Genomic DNA, 19,247 nt, shown 5'->3' with positions numbered 1-19,247 from the left:
CGGCCGAGAGCCCAACGCCACCAGCGCGTGGTGATCTTGATCGGCTGTCGCCGGGCGGACGTACGATGGGCCGATGCCGGGATTCCCGCTCCGCCTCGCCGCTCTCTGTGCGCTCGCCGTCGCGGCAGGCGCCTGTTCGTCCGGTGATTCGGGTGACGCGCCACCGAAGCCGACGCCGATGGGGCATACCTATCTGTCGACGCGGGTGGAGGGTGGGGCGATTCCCGGCGGCGGTCCGATGACGCTCACTTTCGACGACGGCCGGATCACCGCGAACTCCGGGTGCAACACCAGCAGCGGCACCGTCGACCTGAGCGACAACGTGCTGCGCACCTCCCGGCTCGCCGGCACCCTGATGGGCTGTCCCGGCGAACGCGGCCAGGCCGACGCCTGGCAGAACTCGTTCCTCGAGGCGAGCCCCGCCTGGCGGCTCGACGGCGACAACCTGATCCTCACCGGCAAGGACGTCACCGTCCACCTCACCGACAAGAAGATCGTCACCCCGGACAAACCGCTGACCGGGACCACCTGGATCGCGACCACCCTGCTCACCCCGGATGCCAAGGTCCGCTCGGCCGCGCTCGACGAGGCCCGGCCCACCCTCACGATCACCGCCGACGGCCAGGTCAGCGGCACCACCGGATGCAACCGCCTGACCGGCACCGCGCAGCTCAGCCCCGGCGACGAGGTGAGCTTCGAGGTCGCCACCACGAAAATGATGTGCCCGCCGGAGGTGATGGAAGTCGAACAGCACGTCCTCGGTGTCCTCGACGGTCACACCGAGGCCACCATCGACGCCGACACCCTCACCCTGCGCAATGCCAACGGCACGGGCCTGGAACTGCGCGCTCAGTAGCAATACGAAAGGCCGGAACCCGATTTCACGGATTCCGGCCTTTCGGCACAGCAGAACAGGTCAGGGCAGCGGACCACCGGCGGCGATCGCGGACAGGGTGGCGAACTCGTCACCCTTGAGCGAGGCACCGCCGACGAGCGCGCCGTCGATATCCGGCTGACCGATCAGTTCGCCGATGTTCTTGGCGTTCACCGACCCGCCGTAGAGCACGCGGACACCGGCGGCGACCTCCGGGGAGGCCAGCTTCTCCAGCTCGCCGCGGATCGCACCGCACACTTCCTGCGCGTCGGCCGCCGAGGCCACCTTGCCGGTGCCGATGGCCCACACCGGTTCGTAGGCGATGACGACCTTCGAGATCTCCTCGGCCGTCAGACCTTTCAGCGAACCACGCAGCTGCTCGAGGTTGAACTCGACGTGCGTGCCCGCCTCGCGAACACCGAGCCCCTCGCCGATGCAGACGATCGGGGTGAGGTCGTTCTTCAGCGCCTGCTTGGCCTTGGCCAGCACAGTGGCGTCGTCTTCGGTGTGGTACTGCCGCCGCTCCGAATGCCCGACCACCACGAAGGTGCAGCCCAGCTTGGCCAGCATCGACCCGCTGATCTCACCGGTGTAGGCACCCGAATCGTGCACCGACACGTCCTGCGCACCATAGGTGAGCAGCAGCTTGTCGCCGTCGACGATCGACTGCACGCTGCGGATGTCGGTGAACGGCGGGATGACCGCCACATCGACCTTCGCGAAGTACTTCTCCGGCAGCGCGAACGCCACCTTCTGCACCAGCGCGATGGCCTCGAGGTGGTTGAGGTTCATCTTCCAGTTGCCCGCGATGAGCGGCTTACGTGCTGCCATCGCTCACCCCTCCAGCACCGAAATACCGGGCAGCTCTTTGCCTTCCAGGTATTCCAGGGACGCGCCACCACCGGTGGAGATGTGCGAGAAGCCGTCGTCGGGCAGGCCGAGGGTGCGCACGGCCGCGGCCGAGTCACCGCCGCCGACGACCGTGAACGCACCCTTGCCGGTGGCGGTCACGATGGCTTCGGCGACACCACGGGTGCCCGCGGCGAACTTCTCGAACTCGAACACGCCCATCGGGCCGTTCCAGAACACCGTCTTGGCCTCGGTGAGCAGTGCGGCGAACCGCGACACCGACTCCGGGCCGATGTCCAGGCCCATCCAGCCGTCGGGGATCTCGGTCGAGGCGACGGTCTTGCTGTCGGCGTCGGCCGCGAACTTGTCGGCCGCCACGATGTCGACCGGCAGGTGCAGCACGTCGCCGAAGCGCTCGAGCAGGCCCTTGCAGGTGTCGATCATCTCTTCCTGCAGCAGCGAACTGCCGACCGAAACACCCTGTGCGGCAAGGAAGGTGAAGCACATGCCGCCGCCGATCACCAGGGTGTCGACCTTGGGGGCGAGCGCCTCGATCACCGCGAGCTTGTCGGAGACCTTGGAACCGCCGAGCACCACCGCGTACGGGCGGGCCGGGTCCTGGGTGAGCTTCTGCAGCACCTCGACCTCGGCGGCGACCAGCGTGCCCGCGTAGTGCGGGAGCAGCTCGGCCACGTCGTAGACCGAGGCCTGCTCGCGATGCACAACGCCGAAGCCGTCGGACACGAACGCGCCGTCGTCGCCGACCAGTTCCACGTACGCCGCCGCCAGCTTGGCCCGCTCGGCGTCGTCCTTGCTGGTCTCGCGCGCGTCGAAACGCACGTTCTCGAGCAGCAGCACGTCACCGTCGGTGAGGCCCTCCGAGCGCGAGAGCGCGTCGTAGCCGACCACGTCACCGGCCAGCTGGACATTGCGCCCCAGCAGTTCGGCCAATTTCGTGGCCACGGGGGCCAGCGAGAACTTCGGGTCCGGCGCACCCTTCGGGCGGCCGAGGTGCGCCATCACGACGACCTTGGCGCCCGCTTCGACCAGCGCCTGGATCGTCGGCACCGAGGCGATGATGCGGCCCGGGTCGGTGATCTGGCCGTTGTCGTCGAGGGGGACGTTCAGGTCGGAGCGCACGAGCACGCCCCGACCCTCGACACCCTCGGCCAGGAGATCCTGGAGTGTCTTGACCGTCATCGCGTCAGAGCGACTTGCCGACGAGACCGATGAGGTCGGCGAGGCGGTTGGAGTAGCCCCACTCGTTGTCGTACCAGGACACGACCTTGACCTCGTTGCCGATGACCTTGGTCAGCGGGGCGTCGTAGATCGAGGAGTGCGGGTCGGTGACGATGTCGCTCGACACGATCGGGTCGACGTTGTACTTGAGGATGCCCTTCAGCGGGCCCTCGGCGGCAGCCTTCATCGCGGCGTTGATCTCGTCGATGGTGGCGGGCTTGGCCAGCGTGGCGGTCAGGTCGGTGACCGAGCCGGTCGGGACCGGGACGCGCAGCGCGTAGCCGTCGAGCTTGCCCTGCAGCTCGGGCAGCACCAGGCCGATGGCCTTGGCCGCACCGGTGCCGGTGGGCACGATGTTCAGGGCCGCGGCGCGGGCGCGACGCAGGTCCTTGTGCGGCGCGTCCTGCAGGTTCTGGTCCTGGGTGTACGCGTGGATGGTGGTCATCAGGCCCTGGACGATGCCGAACTCGTCGTTGAGCACCTTGGCGATGGGGCCGAGGCAGTTCGTGGTGCACGAGGCGTTGGAGATGATGTTCTGGCTGCCGTCGTACTTGTCGTCGTTGACGCCCATCACGATGGTGATGTCCTCGCCGGAGGCCGGCGCGGAGATGATGACCTTCTTCGCACCCGCGGACAGGTGACCCTTGGCCTTGGCGGCGTCGGTGAAGATACCGGTCGACTCGACGACGATGTCCACGCCCAGTTCGCCCCACGGCAGCGCCGACGGGCCTTCCTTGATGGCGAGCGCCTTGATGCGCTGCTCGCCGACGACGATGGTGTCACCGTCGACGGACACGTCCTGCGGCAGGCGACCCAGGATCGAGTCGTACTTCAGGAGCGTCGCAAGAGTGTTGATGTCGGTGAGGTCGTTGACCGCGACGATCTCGATATCGGTCTTGCCGACAGCCTTCAGCGCCTCCACCGCACGGAAGAAGTTACGTCCGATACGACCGAAGCCGTTGATACCTACCCGGACAGTCACGTTATCGCTCCTCAGCTTTCAAGCGGATTCATTCCGACGGTCACCACAGTAGTAGCCGACCCAACCCCACCGACAGCCACCTGCGGTTTGTGAGTCGCGCGCCCCTGAGCACCTGGAATGCACAGAGTAAAGGGCATAGCGATCGCACATGACCGCTATGCCCTAAACGTCGGATACGCCACAACCGCGTGGCGCGAATCCTCAGGCGTCGTCGAGAAGTTCGGCCGTCACCGCCGACTCGGTATCGGGGATACCGAGGTCCTTGGCGCGCCGGTCGGCCATCGACAGCAGGCGCCGGATGCGGCCCGCGACAGCGTCTTTCGTCATCGGCGGCTCGGCGAGCTGACCCAGTTCCTCCAGCGAGGCCTGCCGGTGCTGCACGCGCAGCTTGCCCGCCGCGGCCAGGTGGTCGGGCACGTCGTCGGCGAGGATCTCGAGCGCGCGCTCCACCCGGGCCGCGGCCGCGACGGCCGCGCGGGCCGAGCGGCGCAGGTTGGCGTCGTCGAAGTTGGCCAGCCGGTTGGCCGTCGCGCGCACCTCGCGGCGCATGCGGCGCTCCTCCCAGGTGAGCCTGGTGTCCTGGGCGCCCATGCGGGTGAGCAACGCGCCGATCGCCTCGCCGTCACGCACCACCACCCGGTCGGTGCCGCGCACCTCACGGGCCTTGGCGGTGATCCCGAGCCGACGGGCCGCGCCGACCAGCGCCAGCGCCGCCTCCGGGCCAGGGCAGCTCACCTCGAGCGCGGAGGACCGCCCCGGCTCGGTGAGCGAACCGTGGGCGAGAAAAGCACCGCGCCAGGCGGCTTCGGCGTCACCGATGCTGCCGCCGACCACCTGGGCTGGCAATCCGCGCACCGGCCTGCCGCGCACGTCGAGCAGCCCGGTCTGGCGGGCCAGCGCCTCGCCCTCCTTGGACACCCGGACCACATAGCGGGAGGTCTTGCGTAAGCCACCCGCGCCGAGCACGTGCACATCGGAGCCGTAGCCGTACAACTCGAAGATCTCGCGGCGCAGCCTGCGGGCGATGGACCCCATGTCCACCTCGGCTTCCACGATCACCCGGCCCCCGACGATGTGCAGACCGCCCGCGAATCGCAGCAATGCCGACAATTCCGCCTTGCGTGAGCTGACCTGCGACACCACGAGCCTGCTCAGCTCGTCCTTCACCTCGGCTGTCATCGCCACGAGACGCGCTCCTTTCCCACCGACCCCGAACGCTCATCTGCAACACTGTGCACATCCGTGGCACTGTGCTGTCTCTCGACTCGAAGCCCAGCCAGTTGCGACCGCGGCGACCGAATCAGCTGATCCAGTGCGGCGGCTAGTTTTCCGGGATGATGCCGATCCGTTCCCGGCTCGGCCACATCGCAGAACGTTACCCGTGCGCGCAACTGTTCGGCGGCTCTTGACACATGTTCCCGCTGCCGCCCCTCGGGCACCGACGCCGAGTCGACGAGCACCTCGTCGACCGCGAAACCCGGTGCGTGCTGGGACAATACATGGAGGTGACGCTCGGCGGAAAAGCCGGCCGTCTCCCCCGGCTCCGCGGCCAGATTCAGCACGAGTACCTTACGTGCCCTGGTGCGGACAAGCGCGTCGCGCAGACCGGGGACGAGCACGTGCGGGATCACACTGGTGAACCACGAACCCGGCCCGAGCACAACGACATCCGCGTGTTCGATCGCCGAGACGGCCGCCGGGCTGGCCGGTGGATCCGAGGGAATCAGCCGCACCCGGCGGACCTTACCCGGTGTGGTCGCCACCGCGACCTGACCGCGTACACACCGGCCGACTCGCGGATCCGATTCCAGCCCCGATACTTCCGCCTCGATGTCGAGCGGGATCGGCGACATCGGCAGCACCCGGCCCGTGATGCGCAGCAGCCTGCCCACCTCGTCGAGCGCCGCGACCGGGTCGCCGAGGATGTCGGTGAGTCCGGCGAGCAGCAGGTTGCCGAGCGAGTGCCCGGCGAGCGCGCCGGATCCGCCGAAACGATGCTGCACGGTGGTCGCCCAGATGCCGTCGGCGTCCTCGGCCAGCGCGGCGAGCGCCATCCGCAGGTCACCGGGCGGGAGCATGCCGAGTTCGGCGCGCAGGCGTCCGGATGACCCACCGTCGTCGGCGACCGTGACCACGGCGGTGATCCGCCTGGTCAGCCTGCGCACGGCGGTGAGTGTCGCGTACAGGCCGTGACCACCGCCCAGCGCGACGACGGCTGGGTCGGCTTCCCATCCACTCATTCGCGCCCCAGGTCCCGATGCACCACGCGCACGACGTCGACCGCCGCGGGGCCGGTGTCGGCACCGATGCGTTCGCCGAGCGCCTCGGCGATCGCGACGCTGCGGTGTTTCCCGCCGGTGCACCCCACTGCCACCGTCATGTATCGCTTCCCCTCTTGCCGGTATCCGGTCGTGGTCAGGTCGACCAGGTGGTGGCAGGTGCGCAGGTAGTCCTGCGCGCCCGGCTGCGACAGCACATAGTCGCTGACCACCGACTCCTGGCCCGTGTGTTCCCGCAACTCGGGAATCCAATGCGGATTCGGCAGGAAACGCACATCCAACACCGTGTCGGCGTCGAGTGGAACACCGTACTTGAAACCGAAGGACTGCACAGTGAGCTGCAGCGCGGCGGGCACGCCCGCGCCGTACACCTCTTCCAGCTTGCGGTGCAGCTGGTGGATCGACAGCTCGGTGGTGTCGATGACGACATCGGCGGCGGCCTTCACGGCCGACAGCCGGACCCGTTCGGCGGTGATGCCCGCCGAGAGGGTGCCGTCGGGGCTGTCGCTCTGCAGCGGATGCCTGCGCCTGGCGAAGCCGAAACGCCGGATCAGCACGTCGTCGGAGGCCTCGAGGAACAGCACCCGCGTACGGATGCCCGCCGCACGCAACTGTTCGGTGACACCGGAGAGGTCACCGGTGAAGAACCGGCTCCGCACGTCCATGACCAGCGCGAGCCGCCGGATCGGCGGGTCGGCGGCGGCACCGAGTTCGACCATGCGGCCGATCAGTTCCGGTGGCAGATTGTCGGTGACGTACCAGCCGAGATCCTCCAGGACGCGCGCGGCAGTGCCGCGGCCCGCGCCGGACAAGCCGGTAACGATGACCACTTCTACTGGCTGCTGTGTGTCGGTGACTGTCCCGGCGTTGTCCGGTGCCGCCCCCGCCTTGTTGTTCGATTCGACGCTTGTCATGTCCTACCGGATCCGTTTCTGGGTGCCTTTCGATCATTCCGCACCGGTTCGGGTATCGGGCGCAGACACAACGTACGGCACTCGCAATGTTGCGTCTCGCTGATCGCTACGTGCTGTTGAGTGCCTCGAGTACCGCTTTGGCCGTGGAAACGCCGATTCCGGGCACCGCGGTGATCTCGTCGACCGTCGCGTCCTTGATCCGCGCGACCGAACCGAAATGGGTGACCAGCGCGGCGCGTCGCGTCTCGCCGAGCCCGCGCACCGAGTCGAGTGCCGACGCCGTCATCCGGCGGGAGCGCTTGCTGCGGTGGAAGTTGATGGCGAAGCGGTGCGCCTCGTCGCGCACGCGTTGCAGCAGGAAGAGCGCCTCGCTTGTCCTCGGCATGATGACCGGATCCGGTTCGCCGGGGACCCATACCTCTTCCAGGCGTTTGGCCAGGCCGATCACCGCCACATCGGTGATGCCGAGTTCGTCGAGCACCTCCGCGGCGGCGGCGACCTGCGGTGCGCCGCCGTCGACGACGTAGAGGTTGGGTGGATAGGCGAAGCGGCGCGGTTTGCCGGTCGTCGGATCGATGCCGGGGCGTGAGCCGGGCTCGTCGGTGTCGTCGGCGGCGAGTTCCGCAGGCAGGTCGACGGGCTGCTGGCGTTCGCGCGCCAGCCGGGCGAAGCGGCGACGGGTCACCTCGGCGATGCTGGCGACGTCGTCGGAGCGGCCGCCGCCCGCGGCCTCCTTGATGGCGAAGTGGCGGTACTCGGATTTGCGGGCCAGGCCGTCCTCGAACACCACAAGCGAGGCGACCACGTCGGTGCCCTGCACATGGCTGATATCGACGCATTCGATGCGCAGCGGGGCACTGTCGAGTTCGAGTGCGTCCTGGATGTCTTGCAGCGCTTGCGATCTCGACGTGAGATCGCCCGCGCGCTTGAGCTTGTGCTGGGCAAGCGCCTCACCAGCGTTGCGCTGCACGGTTTCGGCGAGCGCCTTCTTGTCACCGCGCTGCGGGATGCGCAGCGACACCGCCGAACCGCGCAGTTTGCTCAACCACGCCTGGATCTCGGGCGCGTCGGCGGGCAGCACCGGGACGAGCACCTCGCGCGGGACGACGTTCGCCGCCTCGGGTTCCACACTCGTGTCGGCCATGGCGGCCTGTTCGCCGTAGAACTGGGTGAGGAACTGTTCGACGAGGGCGGCGAGTTCGGTGCCGGACTCGGCGATGTCGAGCGCGTCGCCGGATTTGTCGACCACCCAGCCGCGCTGGCCACGCACGCGCCCGTCGCGCACGTGGAAGATCTGCACGGCGGCCTCGAGTTCGTCGGTGGCGAAGGCGATCACGTCGGCATCGGTGCCGGTGCCGAGCACCACCGCCTGCTTCTCGAGCGCCCGGCGCAGGGCCTGCACGTCGTCGCGCAGGCGGGCGGCGGTCTCGAAGTCGAGGTCGTCGGCGGCCTCGTGCATGCGGCGTTCGATGGCGCGGACCATCTTGTCGGTCTTGCCGGACAGGAAGTCGCAGAAGTCGTCGACGATGTGTCGGTGCTCGTCGGCGCTGACCCGGCCGACGCACGGCGCCGAGCACTTGTCGATGTAGCCCAGCAGGCAGGGGCGCCCGATCTGGTTGTGCCGCTTGAAGACTCCGTTGGAACAGGTGCGCGCGGGAAACACCCGAAGCAGCAGGTCGAGAGTTTCGCGGATGGCCCAGGCGTGAGCGTAGGGGCCGAAGTAGCGCACGCCCTTCTTGCGGGCGCCCCGGTAGACGAAAAGCCGCGGATATTCCTCGTTGAGGGTCACCGCCAGCACCGGGTAGGACTTGTCGTCGCGGTAGCGCACATTGAAGCGCGGATCGAATTCCTTGATCCAGTTGTATTCGAGCTGTAGCGCCTCGACCTCGGTGGACACCACGGTCCACTCCACGCTCGCGGCCGTTGTCACCATCTGCCTGGTGCGCGGATGCAGTGAGGCGACGTCGGCGAAGTAGGAGTTCAACCGGCTGCGCAGGCTCTTGGCCTTACCGACATAGATCACCCGCCCGTAGGCGTCCCGGAATTTGTACACACCGGGTTCGACGGGAATCGTGCCCGGCGCCGGCCGGTATGTCGCGGGATCTGCCACGTATCCAGGGTAGCGAGGCCTACCGACAATCCCGCCCCCCGTGCTGGGTGGGACGGCACGGGCGAACCGTCGGGTCCGGCGCCGGAGGCCGGTGTGTAGCGTTGATGTTCGGCTTGCCGCCGGAAAGGACCCCCGATGACCAACGCCCCCGCCCTGCACCCCTACGACGACCTGGACGACGAGGCGACCCCGTCGTGGCTGATGCCCGCCACGGTGCGCGGCGCACGCTTGATCGCCCTGGTCTCGGCGGCGGTCGGCGTGGTGCTGATCGTGATCGGTGCCGCACTCGGCAAGCAGAGCCCACTCGGCGTGGTGGTCGGCTACCTCCCGACCTTCGCCCTGGTCCCGCTGGTCGTGCTCTTCGGCCGGGCGGGCGACCGCGTGCGCGTCGCCGCGGTGACCCTGGCGGCCGTCGGCGCACTCACCTCCTGCACCGGCATCCTCACCGGCCTCCCGCCGGGCGCCGTGGGCATCGTCGCCTCGGGCGCCGTCGCCGCGCTCCTGCTCCGCCCGTCCGCCGAGACCTGGTTCACCCGCGAACGCTGACACGCGCCGCCGCCACGATCTGTGCGTGGCCGCCGGTCGCACGTTGGCGCGACCGCGAACTCTCGGGCCGCGGGACGGGGCGACCGCGGGGCACCTACTCGGTCGGCGCGGCGATCGGGATGGTCCCGGTGACCGTGTCGATCCCCTATCCCGTCGTGATTCCGTGTAGCGCCAGGGCATCGATCAGGGCGCGCGGCCGGGCGGTGGTCGGGAGCGGTTCGACGAGGGCGAACTGGGCACCCAGGGCGGTGGCACCACCATCGGCTTCGGCGCTGTCGCCGACCATGAGGACACGGTTCGGGTCGACGCCGAGGCGGTCGATCGCGTCCTGGAAGATGCGCGCATCGGGTTTGATGGCGCCGACCTCGTAGGACAGAGTCATCGCGCCCACCAGTGTGTCCCAGCCGCGGGTGGCGAACGCGGGCCGGATGTCGAAGGCGATATTGCTCACCACTCCCACGGGAATGCCCTGGGCGGCAAGGGCTTTCAGCACGGTCCCCGTGTCGGGGTACGGCGTCCAGGCCAGCGGGTCGATGAGCCGCCCGTACAGGTCGGCGGCCTGCGCCTCGGGAACGCCCGAACCGCGCAGCACCTCGAGATAGGCCTGGCGGTGCAGGGCTGGATCGAGGTCGCGGTTGTCCCAGGCGTGCTGGCCGGGCGGGTCGAAGGTCATGAACTGTTCGACCGGTGCCGTCATGCGCCGCAGGACCTCGGCCTTGGCCGCCACGTCGAACGGGGTGCCGTCGTCGCCGACGAGGACATCAGCCCAGCTCGGGTCGTCTTCCAACCGGAACACCGTGCCGGAGAAATCGAACAGCACCGCATCGATCGCCATGTCAGCCAGGGTAACGCTGCCGCGCCCGGCCGGAAATCCCTGTGCGCGACGACGGTTCGGGGTTACGCTGCCACGATGACGCCAAGGCGACGGACGTGGATCGGGGCCACGACGGCCGCAGTGCTCACAGTGGGGCTGCTGGCCGGTTGTTCGACAGACGACACCGAGGCGGCGGAGTGCACCAGCCCGCCCAACGGCACCCCGATCTCGGCGGCGCCCGCGACCGCGACGGGCCCGACCACCCAGAATCTGAGTACCAACCCCGAGATCGCCTCGGGCTACCGCAGCGACATGTCACCGGTGCGCACCAGCACCTACGCGGTGTCGACGGCGAACCCCATCGCCACCGAGGCCGCCTGCCGGGTGCTGCGCGCGGGCGGCACCGCCACCGACGCCCTCGTCACCGCCCAGGCGGTGCTCGGGCTGGTGGAACCGCAGGCCTCCGGCATCGGCGGCGGCGCGTTCCTCGTGCACTACGACGCGAAGTCCCGCACGGTCGAGGCCTACGACGGCCGGGAGACCGCACCCGCCGCCGCCACCGAGAACTACCTGCGCTGGGTGAGCGACACCGACCGCACCGAACCGGCGCCGAACACCCGCGCCAGCGGCCGTTCGATCGGGGTGCCCGGTGTGGTGCGGATGCTGGAGCTCGCGCACCGCGAGCACGGCATGACCGCCTGGAAGGAACTGTTCGATCCCGCGATCGGCCTGGCCGACAGCGGTTTCGAGATCAGCCCGCGGCTGGCGGGCCAGATCGCCGAATCGGCCAAGGACCTCGCGACCGACGAGGGCGCGCGCGCCTACTTCCTGGAGCCGGACGGCTCGCCGAAACGCACCGGCACCGTACTCACCAACCCCGCCTACTCGAAAACCCTCTCGGCCCTGGCCACCGACGGCGCCGAGGCCCTCTACAGCGGCCCGATCGCCCAGGACATCGTCGAGGCGGCGGGCAGCACGGCCGGCGGGCGCACACCGAGCCTGCTCACCACCACCGACCTGGCGAACTACGAACCCAAGAAGCGCACCGCGCTGTGCACCGGGTACCGCAAGTACGAACTGTGCGGCATGCCCGCGCCGTCGTCGGGCGGCAGCACCGTGGCGGCCACGATGGGCATCCTCGCCAATTTCGATCTGGCCGCGCTCGGCCCGCAGGACGTGAACCGCAACGGCGGCAAGCCCGATGCGCGTGCCGTGCACCTGATCTCGGAGGCCGAGCGCCTCGCCTACGCCGACCGCAACAAGTACGTCGCCGACCCGGATTTCATTCCATTGCCGGGCAATTCGGCGCTGTCGCTGGTCCACCCGCAGTACCTGAAGGAACGCTCCACGCTCATCAATCCGGACCGCAGCATGGGCACCGCCCAGCCGGGCAATCTCGGCCCGGTGCCGCTGGGCAACGGCCCGCAGCCGCCCGAGCACGGCACCAGCCACATCTCGGTGGTCGACAAGTACGGCAACGCGGCCGCGATGACGACCACGGTCGAATCGGCCTTCGGTTCGTTCCATTTCGTCGACGGGTTCCTGCTGAACAACCAGCTCACCGACTTCGCCGCCGACCCGCTCGACCCCGACGGCACCCCCGTGGCCAACCGTCTGCAGCCGGGTAAGCGGCCGCGCAGTTCGATGAGCCCGACCCTGGTGTTCGATCGCGACGACCAGGGCAACCGTGGCGAGCTCGCCCTGGTCACCGGCTCCCCCGGCGGCTCGGTGATCATCCAGTTCGTGGTGAAAACACTTGTCGGAGCGCTCGATTGGGGCCTGAATCCGCAGCAGGCGGTGTCCGGAGTGTCCTTCGGGGCGGGCAATTCGCCGAGCACGGGTGTCGGCGGCGAGCATCCGGCGATCGACGCCACGGCCAACGGCGACAACGACCCTCTCGTGCGCAAGCTGCGCGAGATGGGTCACCAGGTGACGGTCGCACCGCAGTCCAGCGGCCTGAGCGCGTTGCAGCGCGACGGCAAGGACGGCTGGATCGGTGGCGCCGACCCCCGCCGTGAAGGTGCGGTCCTCGGCGACACCCGCTGACCACCCCGGGACCTCGCACACCGCGAGAACCGCCTCGACCACGCTGTGGTGGCGGCATCGCGCGAGAGCGCAACGCCACCAGAGCGTGGCGAGCAGGTGTCCAAATCAGATCCGCGGCGCGTGAACTCAGGCGCTGTAGCGGGCGCCGAGTTCACGCAGACGCTCGATAGCGTCGGCGGCGTAGGACTTGTCGTTGGACCGGATGGCCAGCATCGGCACGTAGTCGTCGTCGACGAGTTCGAGCCGCGCCCACGCCTTGCGGTCGGGGAAGGCGGCGCCGCGGATGACGTCCCACGGGTATTCGTGGTAGCCGAGGATATTGCGCACGGCCACCCCGCGCGCGCCGGCACGCACCCGTGGCCGGGTGAGCAGCAGCACCGCTCCCGCGCCGATGACACCGATCAGGATCATCGCGACCTGGTCGGCGACCCGGAAGTTCACCCCGGTGGATCCGGTGCGCAACAGCAACCCGCCCGCGGTGAAGAACGCGAGCACGAGCACCGCGACCACGACGGCGGTCCGGGTCGCGCGCCGAGGACGCACCTCGAGCTCCCAGTCCGCGTGCTGTTCCACCGGCACGGTCACGCCGATCGCAGCGCGCGCAGGGTGAGGGCGGCGTCCAGCGCGGCGGCGCAGGCCTGCTCGCCCTTGTCCTCGGCCGAACCGGGCAGCCCGGCACGGTCGCGCGCCTGCTCCTCGGTGTTGGTGGTGAGTACGCCGTTGGTGACCGGGGTCGACTCGTCCAGCGACACCCGGGTGAGTCCGGCGGTCACCGCATCGCACACGTACTCGAAATGCGGTGTGCCGCCACGGATCACGACGCCGAGCGCGACAACAGCGTCATGGCTGCGCGCCAATTCCTGTGCGACGACGGGCAATTCCATCGCCCCGGCACAGCGCACGACGGTGACGTGCTCGACCCCGGCCTCCTTCGCGACGCGCTCCGCGTTCGCGACCAGGGTGTCGCAGATCTCGGTGTGCCAGCGCGAGGCCACAATGGCGAGCTTGAGGTCGGTGGCCTTGGCCAGCGCGAATTCCGGTACGCCGGTGCCGCTCATCGTCTGATGCTGCCTTTCGGGAGAGTTACTGCGCGGTTTCGCCGAGATCCAGGTCGTCCAGACCGACCAGGTCGTGGCCCATGCGATCGCGCTTGGTCCGCAGATAATGCAGGTTCTCGGCGTTGGCACGCAACGGCATCGGCACCCGCTCGGTGATCCGCAGCCCGTACCCGTCGAGCCCGACGCGCTTGGCCGGGTTGTTCGTGAGCAGCCGCATCGACCGGATTCCCAGGTCCACCAGGATCTGCGCACCCGTGCCGTAGTCGCGGGCATCGGCGGGCAGGCCCAGGTCGAGGTTGGCGTCGACGGTGTCGCGCCCGGTGTCCTGCAACTGGTAGGCCTGCAGCTTGTGCATCAGACCGATACCACGGCCCTCGTGCCCACGCATGTACAGCACCACGCCGCGACCCTCGGTGTCGACCATCTCCAGGGCCGCGTCGAGCTGCGGGCCGCAATCGCAGCGCAGCGAACCGAACACGTCACCGGTCAGGCACTCCGAGTGCACCCGGACCAGCACGTCCTCGCCGTCGCCGATGTCGCCGCGCACCAGCGCCACATGCTCGGCCTCGTCGAAGATGCTCTGGTAGCCGACGGCCTTGAAATCGCCGTGCGCGGTCGGGATCCTCGCCTCGGCCACGCGCACCACATGCTTCTCGTGCTTGCGCCGCCAGGCGATCATGTCGGCGATCGAGATCATAGCCAGGTCGTGCTCGTCGGCGAATACCCGCAGCTCGTCGGTGCGGGCCATGTGCCCGTCGTCCTTCTGGCTGACGATCTCGCAGATCACACCCGCCGGCCGCAACCCGGCCATGCGCGCCAGGTCCACCGCGGCCTCGGTATGGCCGGGCCTGCGCAGCACGCCGCCGTCCTTGGCGCGCAACGGCACCACATGACCCGGCCGGGTGAAATCGTCGGCCTTGGCCTCGGCGCTGGCCAGCAGCCGCATGGTGACGGCGCGGTCGGCACCGGAGATACCGGTGGTGATGCCCTCGCGCGCGTCGACCGACACGGTGTAGGCGGTGCCGTGCTTGTCCTGATTCATCGCGTACGCGGGCGGCAGACCGAGGCGGTCGCAGTCGTCGGCGGTCAACGGCACACAGATGTAGCCGGAGGTGTAGCGGATCATGAACGCGACCAGCTCCGGGGTGGCCTTCTCGGCCGCGAAGATGAGATCGCCCTCGTTCTCACGGTCCTCGTCGTCGATGACGACAACAGCCTTGCCGGCCGCGATATCGGCGATCGCGCGCTCGATGCTGTCCAACCTGGTCACGTCTGCTTGCTCCGTAATTTTGGCGGCCGGGGCCGCGGTGTTTCTCGGCCCTGGGGGCCTCGATCTTCCCTCCCGGCGGGCACTCCTTCGTCGCACCCTCTGGTCAGTCCAGATCGAGGCGGCCGAGAAACTGACAATGACTACTACAGTACGGCGTGCTTCAAGGGCGTCCGGGGGTGCCCGCGCCGGGTGTGTCAGCCTCGCTGTGCCAGGCGCTCCACGTACTTCGCGATGACATCGACCTCGAGATTCACCGTCGTGCCGACCGGCGCGGTGCCGAGCACGGTCAGCGCGAGAGTGGTAGGGATCAGCGAGACCTCGAACCAGTCGCGGTTGCCGTCGGCGGCGGATTCGTCGTCGATACCGAGGTTCGACACGGTGAGCGAGACGCCGTCGACGGTGATCGAGCCCTTCTGGACGACATAGCGAGCGATGGCGTCGGGCAGGGAGATGCGGACCACCTCCCAGTTCTCGGAGGGGGTGCGGGCCAGCACGGTGCCGGTCCCGTCGACGTGGCCCTGGACGAGATGTCCACCGAGGCGACTGTTGATCGCGGCGGCGCGTTCGAGGTTCACCCGGGAGCCGGGCACGAGGGCGCCGATGCTCGACCGGTCGAGAGTCTCGGCCATCACGTCGACGGTGAAGCTGTCGCCGTCGATCACATCGACGACGGTGAGACACACGCCGTTCACCGCGATCGAATCGCCGTGTCCGGCATCGGAAGTCACCAGCTTGCCGCGGATCGTCAACCGGGCGGCGTCGGCGAGCTGCTCGGTGGCCACGACCTCGCCGAGTTCCTCGACGATCCCTGTGAACATGTCTGACTCCCTTGTCGCGTCATCCGTACCCGTTGGGCCCAACAGCGGGTAGACGACCGCTATTCCCGCTCGACGCACAGCCTAGTGGCGGCACAGGTGAGGGTGGAATCCGACCGCGCGCTGAGCGGGAGGCCGCAAAACCCGCACAGCGCCGGAAAATCGCGGGAAAAGAATCCGGACATAAAGAATCACCGCCGAAAGAGAATGCGGCGGCAATCCTTCGTTCGATTTTCTCCGTGTGCCGGTGCAATAGATTTTCCGGCCACGACCACGCCGCTTTGTACCCCGAGCGCCGAAAGAAGAAACACGGAGATCCACGGACTTGCCACGCCCTGGCCACTGACGCAATATTGTTACGTCAACGATTCCCGACGTTCAACGATGCGATACCGGGAGACAACACTGTGAGCTACCCACTGCTCGATTCCACGCTGGAAAGTCGCTGCGTCCATTACCGGCGGGAACTACACCTGCCCGCGACGGTCGACCCGGACTCCCGGCGCATCCTCCTGCAGATCGGCACCCACTACGGTGCGGTGACCATGCCGGGTGACCTGGGTGAGCGGGTACAGGCACAGTTGCGTGCCGACGGTATCGCCGGACCGGTCGTCGACCATCCGCGCGCCCATTGCTGGACCTTCCTCACCGGGCCCTGCCACCTCGACACCCTCACGCCGACAGCCGAAGCCGAACTGTTCCGCCTCTACGCGAGCGTCGCCTGCGCGGGCAGCCACATCGTGCTGCCCTCGCCCGACGACGAACGCACCGGCTACCGCACCTGGGTGCGCGCACCGGAGGCGGCCGACAACCGGCCACCGCTCGAGGCCGTGATCGAGACAGCGCGGGCGCTGGGCAGCCACGCCCTGCACCCGCACTGACCGAACCGGGTTACGGCAACCAGGCGGCGGTTGCCAGACTGCGCAGATTCTGGACGGCCGCACCGGGGTCGGCGGTGTTGTAGACCGCCGACCCGGCCACGAAACAATCGATGCCCGCCGCGGCGGCCTGCTCGATGGTGTCGGTATTGATGCCACCGTCGATTTCGACGATGAGCTGCAATTCGCCCGCGTCCACGAGATTGCGCACGATGCGCGCCTTCTCCAGGACCTCCGGAATGAACGACTGACCGCCGAAACCGGGCTCCACGCTCATCACGAGCAGGGTGTCGAATTCGCGCAGAATTTCCAGGTACGGCTCGATCGGCGTGTTCGGCTTCACCGACAGCCCGGCCTTGGCGCCCGCCGCGCGGATATCGCGGGCGACGGCGATCGGATCGTCGGTGGCCTCGGCGTGGAAGGTGACGTTGTAGGCGCCCGCTTCGGCGTAGCCGGGCGCCCAGCGGCCCGGGTCCTCGATCATCAGGTGGCAGTCGAACGGGATGTCGGTGGCCTTCAGCAGGCTCTGCACCACTGGAAGACCGAGTGTGAGGTTCGGCACGAAGTGGGCGTCCATCACGTCCACGTGCAGCCAGTCGGAACCTTCGACAGCGGCGGCCTCGGCGGCCAGGTTCGCGAAGTCCGCGGACAGGATGGACGGGGCGATCATCGGCTCGGCCGGGCGGTGGAACGTCGGTGTGGACACAGCGCGCAAGTGTAGCGACCGCGTGGTGATCGGCGGCCGGTTGTGGGTAGCCTACAGAGCGTGACCAACATTTCGGCGGAACAAGAGCTGTTCAGCGATCCGGTGCAGATCCGCGTGGCAGCGTCGGTGACCCAGCTGCCGATCCTGCGTGGATTGGCCGAAACACTGGTCCTGCTCAGCGATTTCACCCTCGACGAGGTGGCCGACGTGCGCCTGGCGGTCGACGAGGTGTGCTCCACGCTCATCGCGATCGCCGCGCCCGGCTCGCAGCTCACCTGTGAGTTCGTCGTCGGTGACACCGAACTCGTCGTGCGGGTGGAGGGTGTCGCGGCCGCGGAGGGGTTGCCCGACCAGCGCAGCTTCGGCTGGCATGTCCTGCGCACGCTGAGCGACGAGGTGAACGCCGACCAGCAAGGATTCGACGCCGCCCGGTCCGGGTATCCGACGAGTGTCCGTATCCGTCGGGTCCGGGGGAAGGCGTAGTGCACGGCGACACCAACGAAGAGCACAAGCCCGATCCGGAAATTCTCGAACAGCCCGCCGAAGCCGTGCTCGACGAGCCGGTCATCGAGGAGCAGGTCGTCGAGGAGCAGTTGAGCGAGCCCGCGCCTGCGGCCCCCTCCGGGTACGACGATGTGAGCGCGCTGTTCGAACGGCTCGCGGCGACCGAACCCGGCAGCGTCGCGCACGCCGTGGCCCGGGACGCGCTGATCAACCGCTGCATTCCGCTGGCCGACCACATCGCCCGCAAGTTCAGCGGCCGTGGTGAGCCGTTCGACGATCTGTCGCAGGTGGCGCGGGTCGGTCTGGTGCACGCGGTCGACCGGTTCGATCTGAGCCGTGGCTCGAACTTCCTGTCGTTCGCGGTGCCGACGATCATGGGTGAGGTGCGGCGGTACTTCCGCGACAACACCTGGGCCATGCGAGTGCCGCGGCGGGTGAAAGAAACCCATCTGCGCATCGGTGCGGCCGTGGATCAGCTCTCGCAGCGGTTGGGTCGCTCGCCGACGGCCAAGGAGATCGCGGCCGAACTCGATGTCGACCCCGACGAGGTGACCCAGGCGGTGATCGCGGGCAACGCCTACCAGCCCACCTCGATCGATGCCGCCTCGGTCGGTCGCGACAGCGACGCCTCGCTGCTCGACACCCTCGGCGAGGAGGAGTCGCAGTTCGACCGGGTCGAGGAGTACATCGCGGTGCGCCCGCTGCTGGCGGGCCTGCCCGAGCGGGAGCGGCGGATCCTCACGATGCGCTTCTTCGAGTCGATGACCCAGACCCAGATCGCGAACCAGCTCGGCATCTCGCAGATGCACGTCTCGCGCATTCTCGCGAAAACCCTTGCGCGCCTGCGTGATCTGTCCGAGCGGGACTGAGTCCGCCGCGGGGACAACGGTGTCCCCCTATGCGCGTTCGCGCCGCAGTTTCGCAGGCGCGCGCAACCACCACGCGCTGTCGATCAGCTCGGCGAGCTGTTGCCGATCGACCACTTCCAGATCGATGAGTACATACGGGTGCCCGTCGTAGTGCGGCGTCGTATAGAACGCCGGATCCCCCGAGGCGAGTAGCGCCTCCTTCTCGGACGGCTCGCACAAGAGCACCAGCCCGCCCTCGGCCTCCGACCGCAGCCGCGCGAAACTCTTCCCGCCGACCGACAGCCCCGGACTGCGCCACCACGTCCCCTCCGCCACCCCCGGCAGAGCGGTCGCGATCGCCACCACCTGTTCCCACGTCATCGCCATACGCGAATTCTCCCCCGCGAGACACGCCACGCCTTGGACGAATGTCACCGCTCGCTGTCGAGTCGCGGTCGGTCCGAATCGGGCACACGCCACCCGTCACACAGCCACGGCCTGCCGCGATCTCCTTC

20 protein-coding genes are annotated in these 19,247 nt (G+C 68.6%); 6 read left to right on the top strand and 14 right to left on the bottom strand.

Going from position 1 to position 19,247, the window contains the following annotated elements; genetic code table 11:
• The first annotated feature begins 73 nt into the window (after positions 1 to 73).
• Complete coding sequence (locus LDL21_RS15880; protein ID WP_225280678.1) at positions 74 to 856, top strand: META domain-containing protein; 783 nt, start codon at positions 74 to 76, stop codon at positions 854 to 856.
• A 60-nt stretch (positions 857 to 916) separates the two neighbouring features.
• Here LDL21_RS15880 and tpiA read toward each other — a convergent pair whose 3' ends face one another.
• The 7 genes from tpiA to uvrC all read right to left on the bottom strand — a co-directional run bounded on the left by tpiA (position 917) and on the right by uvrC (position 9,247).
• Positions 917 to 1,705, bottom strand: a complete 789-nt coding sequence (tpiA, locus tag LDL21_RS15875) for a triose-phosphate isomerase (RefSeq protein ID WP_067493662.1) — start codon at positions 1,703 to 1,705, stop codon at positions 917 to 919.
• 3 nt (positions 1,706 to 1,708) lie between these two features.
• Positions 1,709 to 2,923 carry a phosphoglycerate kinase gene (locus tag LDL21_RS15870; RefSeq protein WP_225280677.1) on the bottom strand — a complete coding sequence of 405 codons (1,215 nt, stop codon included), beginning with the start codon at positions 2,921 to 2,923 and terminating at the stop codon, positions 1,709 to 1,711.
• A 4-nt stretch (positions 2,924 to 2,927) separates the two neighbouring features.
• Positions 2,928 to 3,944 carry a type I glyceraldehyde-3-phosphate dehydrogenase gene (gene gap, locus LDL21_RS15865; RefSeq protein ID WP_225280676.1) on the bottom strand — a complete coding sequence of 339 codons (1,017 nt, stop codon included), beginning with the start codon at positions 3,942 to 3,944 and terminating at the stop codon, positions 2,928 to 2,930.
• A 201-nt stretch (positions 3,945 to 4,145) separates the two neighbouring features.
• Positions 4,146 to 5,129, bottom strand: a complete 984-nt coding sequence (gene whiA / locus LDL21_RS15860; RefSeq protein ID WP_067493655.1) for a DNA-binding protein WhiA — start codon at positions 5,127 to 5,129, stop codon at positions 4,146 to 4,148.
• Positions 5,120 to 6,184: a gluconeogenesis factor YvcK family protein gene (locus tag LDL21_RS15855; protein WP_225280675.1), complete on the bottom strand. Its 1,065-nt coding sequence runs from the start codon at positions 6,182 to 6,184 to the stop codon at positions 5,120 to 5,122. The genes whiA and LDL21_RS15855 overlap by 10 nt, the downstream gene beginning before the upstream one ends.
• Entirely contained in the window at positions 6,181 to 7,137 is a 957-nt protein-coding gene (gene rapZ, locus LDL21_RS15850; RefSeq protein ID WP_084456406.1) for an RNase adapter RapZ, read from the bottom strand. The genes LDL21_RS15855 and rapZ overlap by 4 nt, the downstream gene beginning before the upstream one ends.
• Before the next feature lie 106 nt (positions 7,138 to 7,243).
• The gene (gene uvrC, locus LDL21_RS15845; RefSeq protein WP_225280674.1) at positions 7,244 to 9,247 is read right to left on the bottom strand and encodes an excinuclease ABC subunit UvrC; all 2,004 of its coding nucleotides are present in this window, start codon (positions 9,245 to 9,247) and stop codon (positions 7,244 to 7,246) included.
• Positions 9,248 to 9,382: 135 nt separating this feature from the next.
• Between uvrC and LDL21_RS15840 the strand changes: the two genes are divergently transcribed.
• Entirely contained in the window at positions 9,383 to 9,793 is a 411-nt protein-coding gene (locus tag LDL21_RS15840; RefSeq protein ID WP_225280673.1) for a hypothetical protein, read from the top strand.
• A gap of 145 nt (positions 9,794 to 9,938) precedes the next feature.
• Here the strand turns inward: LDL21_RS15840 and LDL21_RS15835 are convergent, their stop codons facing one another.
• The gene (locus LDL21_RS15835; RefSeq protein ID WP_225280672.1) at positions 9,939 to 10,628 is read right to left on the bottom strand and encodes an HAD family hydrolase; all 690 of its coding nucleotides are present in this window, start codon (positions 10,626 to 10,628) and stop codon (positions 9,939 to 9,941) included.
• Between the two features lie 75 nt (positions 10,629 to 10,703).
• Here LDL21_RS15835 and LDL21_RS15830 point away from each other — a divergent pair, with 75 nt between their 5' ends.
• Positions 10,704 to 12,653, top strand: a complete 1,950-nt coding sequence (locus LDL21_RS15830) for a gamma-glutamyltransferase family protein (protein ID WP_225280671.1) — start codon at positions 10,704 to 10,706, stop codon at positions 12,651 to 12,653.
• A gap of 126 nt (positions 12,654 to 12,779) precedes the next feature.
• Here LDL21_RS15830 and LDL21_RS15825 read toward each other — a convergent pair whose 3' ends face one another.
• The 4 genes from LDL21_RS15825 to LDL21_RS15810 form a co-directional block, all read right to left on the bottom strand.
• Positions 12,780 to 13,238, bottom strand: coding sequence for a PH domain-containing protein (locus LDL21_RS15825; protein WP_225280670.1), 459 nt, complete (start codon positions 13,236 to 13,238; stop codon positions 12,780 to 12,782).
• Positions 13,235 to 13,711 carry a 6,7-dimethyl-8-ribityllumazine synthase gene (gene ribH, locus LDL21_RS15820; RefSeq protein ID WP_225280669.1) on the bottom strand — a complete coding sequence of 159 codons (477 nt, stop codon included), beginning with the start codon at positions 13,709 to 13,711 and terminating at the stop codon, positions 13,235 to 13,237. Before ribH ends, LDL21_RS15825 begins: the two co-directional genes overlap by 4 nt.
• Positions 13,712 to 13,736: 25 nt before the next feature.
• Complete coding sequence (locus LDL21_RS15815; RefSeq protein WP_067493641.1) at positions 13,737 to 14,981, bottom strand: bifunctional 3,4-dihydroxy-2-butanone-4-phosphate synthase/GTP cyclohydrolase II; 1,245 nt, start codon at positions 14,979 to 14,981, stop codon at positions 13,737 to 13,739.
• 194 nt (positions 14,982 to 15,175) lie between these two features.
• Positions 15,176 to 15,799, bottom strand: a complete 624-nt coding sequence (locus tag LDL21_RS15810; protein WP_225280668.1) for a riboflavin synthase — start codon at positions 15,797 to 15,799, stop codon at positions 15,176 to 15,178.
• Positions 15,800 to 16,203: 404 nt separating this feature from the next.
• Here LDL21_RS15810 and LDL21_RS15805 point away from each other — a divergent pair, with 404 nt between their 5' ends.
• A complete protein-coding gene (locus LDL21_RS15805) occupies positions 16,204 to 16,677 on the top strand; it encodes a hypothetical protein (RefSeq protein ID WP_225280667.1) in 474 nt (157 codons plus the stop codon).
• Positions 16,678 to 16,687: 10 nt separating this feature from the next.
• Here LDL21_RS15805 and rpe read toward each other — a convergent pair whose 3' ends face one another.
• Positions 16,688 to 17,344 carry a ribulose-phosphate 3-epimerase gene (gene rpe, locus LDL21_RS15800; RefSeq protein ID WP_225280833.1) on the bottom strand — a complete coding sequence of 219 codons (657 nt, stop codon included), beginning with the start codon at positions 17,342 to 17,344 and terminating at the stop codon, positions 16,688 to 16,690.
• Positions 17,345 to 17,440: 96 nt separating this feature from the next.
• Between rpe and LDL21_RS15795 the strand changes: the two genes are divergently transcribed.
• Both LDL21_RS15795 and LDL21_RS15790 read left to right on the top strand, forming a co-directional pair.
• Entirely contained in the window at positions 17,441 to 17,863 is a 423-nt protein-coding gene (locus LDL21_RS15795; protein ID WP_067493638.1) for an ATP-binding protein, read from the top strand.
• An 83-nt stretch (positions 17,864 to 17,946) separates the two neighbouring features.
• Positions 17,947 to 18,753, top strand: coding sequence for an RNA polymerase sigma factor SigF (locus LDL21_RS15790; protein ID WP_372462192.1), 807 nt, complete (start codon positions 17,947 to 17,949; stop codon positions 18,751 to 18,753).
• A gap of 27 nt (positions 18,754 to 18,780) precedes the next feature.
• Here LDL21_RS15790 and LDL21_RS15785 read toward each other — a convergent pair whose 3' ends face one another.
• Positions 18,781 to 19,119, bottom strand: a complete 339-nt coding sequence (locus LDL21_RS15785; RefSeq protein WP_225280665.1) for an MmcQ/YjbR family DNA-binding protein — start codon at positions 19,117 to 19,119, stop codon at positions 18,781 to 18,783.
• Positions 19,120 to 19,247 lie beyond the last annotated feature (128 nt).

This window comes from Nocardia rosealba (assembly GCF_020216065.1).
In the GTDB taxonomy this organism is placed as follows: Bacteria; Actinomycetota; Actinomycetes; order Mycobacteriales; family Mycobacteriaceae; genus Nocardia; species Nocardia rosealba.
This window is presented reverse-complemented; position numbering and strand designations above follow the sequence as displayed.

What these genes read in the sequence shown, in the direction of transcription:
- LDL21_RS15880 (WP_225280678.1), top strand. Translation starts at nt 74, where the DNA reads ATGCCGGGATTCCCGCTCCGCCTCGCCGCTCTCTGTGCGCTCGCCGTC.
- LDL21_RS15870 (WP_225280677.1), bottom strand. Translation starts at nt 2,923, where the DNA reads ATGACGGTCAAGACACTCCAGGATCTCCTGGCCGAGGGTGTCGAGGGT.
- LDL21_RS15785 (WP_225280665.1), bottom strand. Translation starts at nt 19,119, where the DNA reads ATGGCGATGACGTGGGAACAGGTGGTGGCGATCGCGACCGCTCTGCCG.
- LDL21_RS15830 (WP_225280671.1), top strand. Translation starts at nt 10,704, where the DNA reads ATGACGCCAAGGCGACGGACGTGGATCGGGGCCACGACGGCCGCAGTG.
- LDL21_RS15810 (WP_225280668.1), bottom strand. Translation starts at nt 15,799, where the DNA reads ATGTTCACAGGGATCGTCGAGGAACTCGGCGAGGTCGTGGCCACCGAG.
- LDL21_RS15855 (WP_225280675.1), bottom strand. Translation starts at nt 6,184, where the DNA reads ATGAGTGGATGGGAAGCCGACCCAGCCGTCGTCGCGCTGGGCGGTGGT.
- tpiA (WP_067493662.1), bottom strand. Translation starts at nt 1,705, where the DNA reads ATGGCAGCACGTAAGCCGCTCATCGCGGGCAACTGGAAGATGAACCTC.
- ribH (WP_225280669.1), bottom strand. Translation starts at nt 13,711, where the DNA reads ATGAGCGGCACCGGCGTACCGGAATTCGCGCTGGCCAAGGCCACCGAC.
- rapZ (WP_084456406.1), bottom strand. Translation starts at nt 7,137, where the DNA reads ATGACAAGCGTCGAATCGAACAACAAGGCGGGGGCGGCACCGGACAAC.
- LDL21_RS15840 (WP_225280673.1), top strand. Translation starts at nt 9,383, where the DNA reads ATGACCAACGCCCCCGCCCTGCACCCCTACGACGACCTGGACGACGAG.
- rpe (WP_225280833.1), bottom strand. Translation starts at nt 17,344, where the DNA reads ATGATCGCCCCGTCCATCCTGTCCGCGGACTTCGCGAACCTGGCCGCC.
- LDL21_RS15835 (WP_225280672.1), bottom strand. Translation starts at nt 10,628, where the DNA reads ATGGCGATCGATGCGGTGCTGTTCGATTTCTCCGGCACGGTGTTCCGG.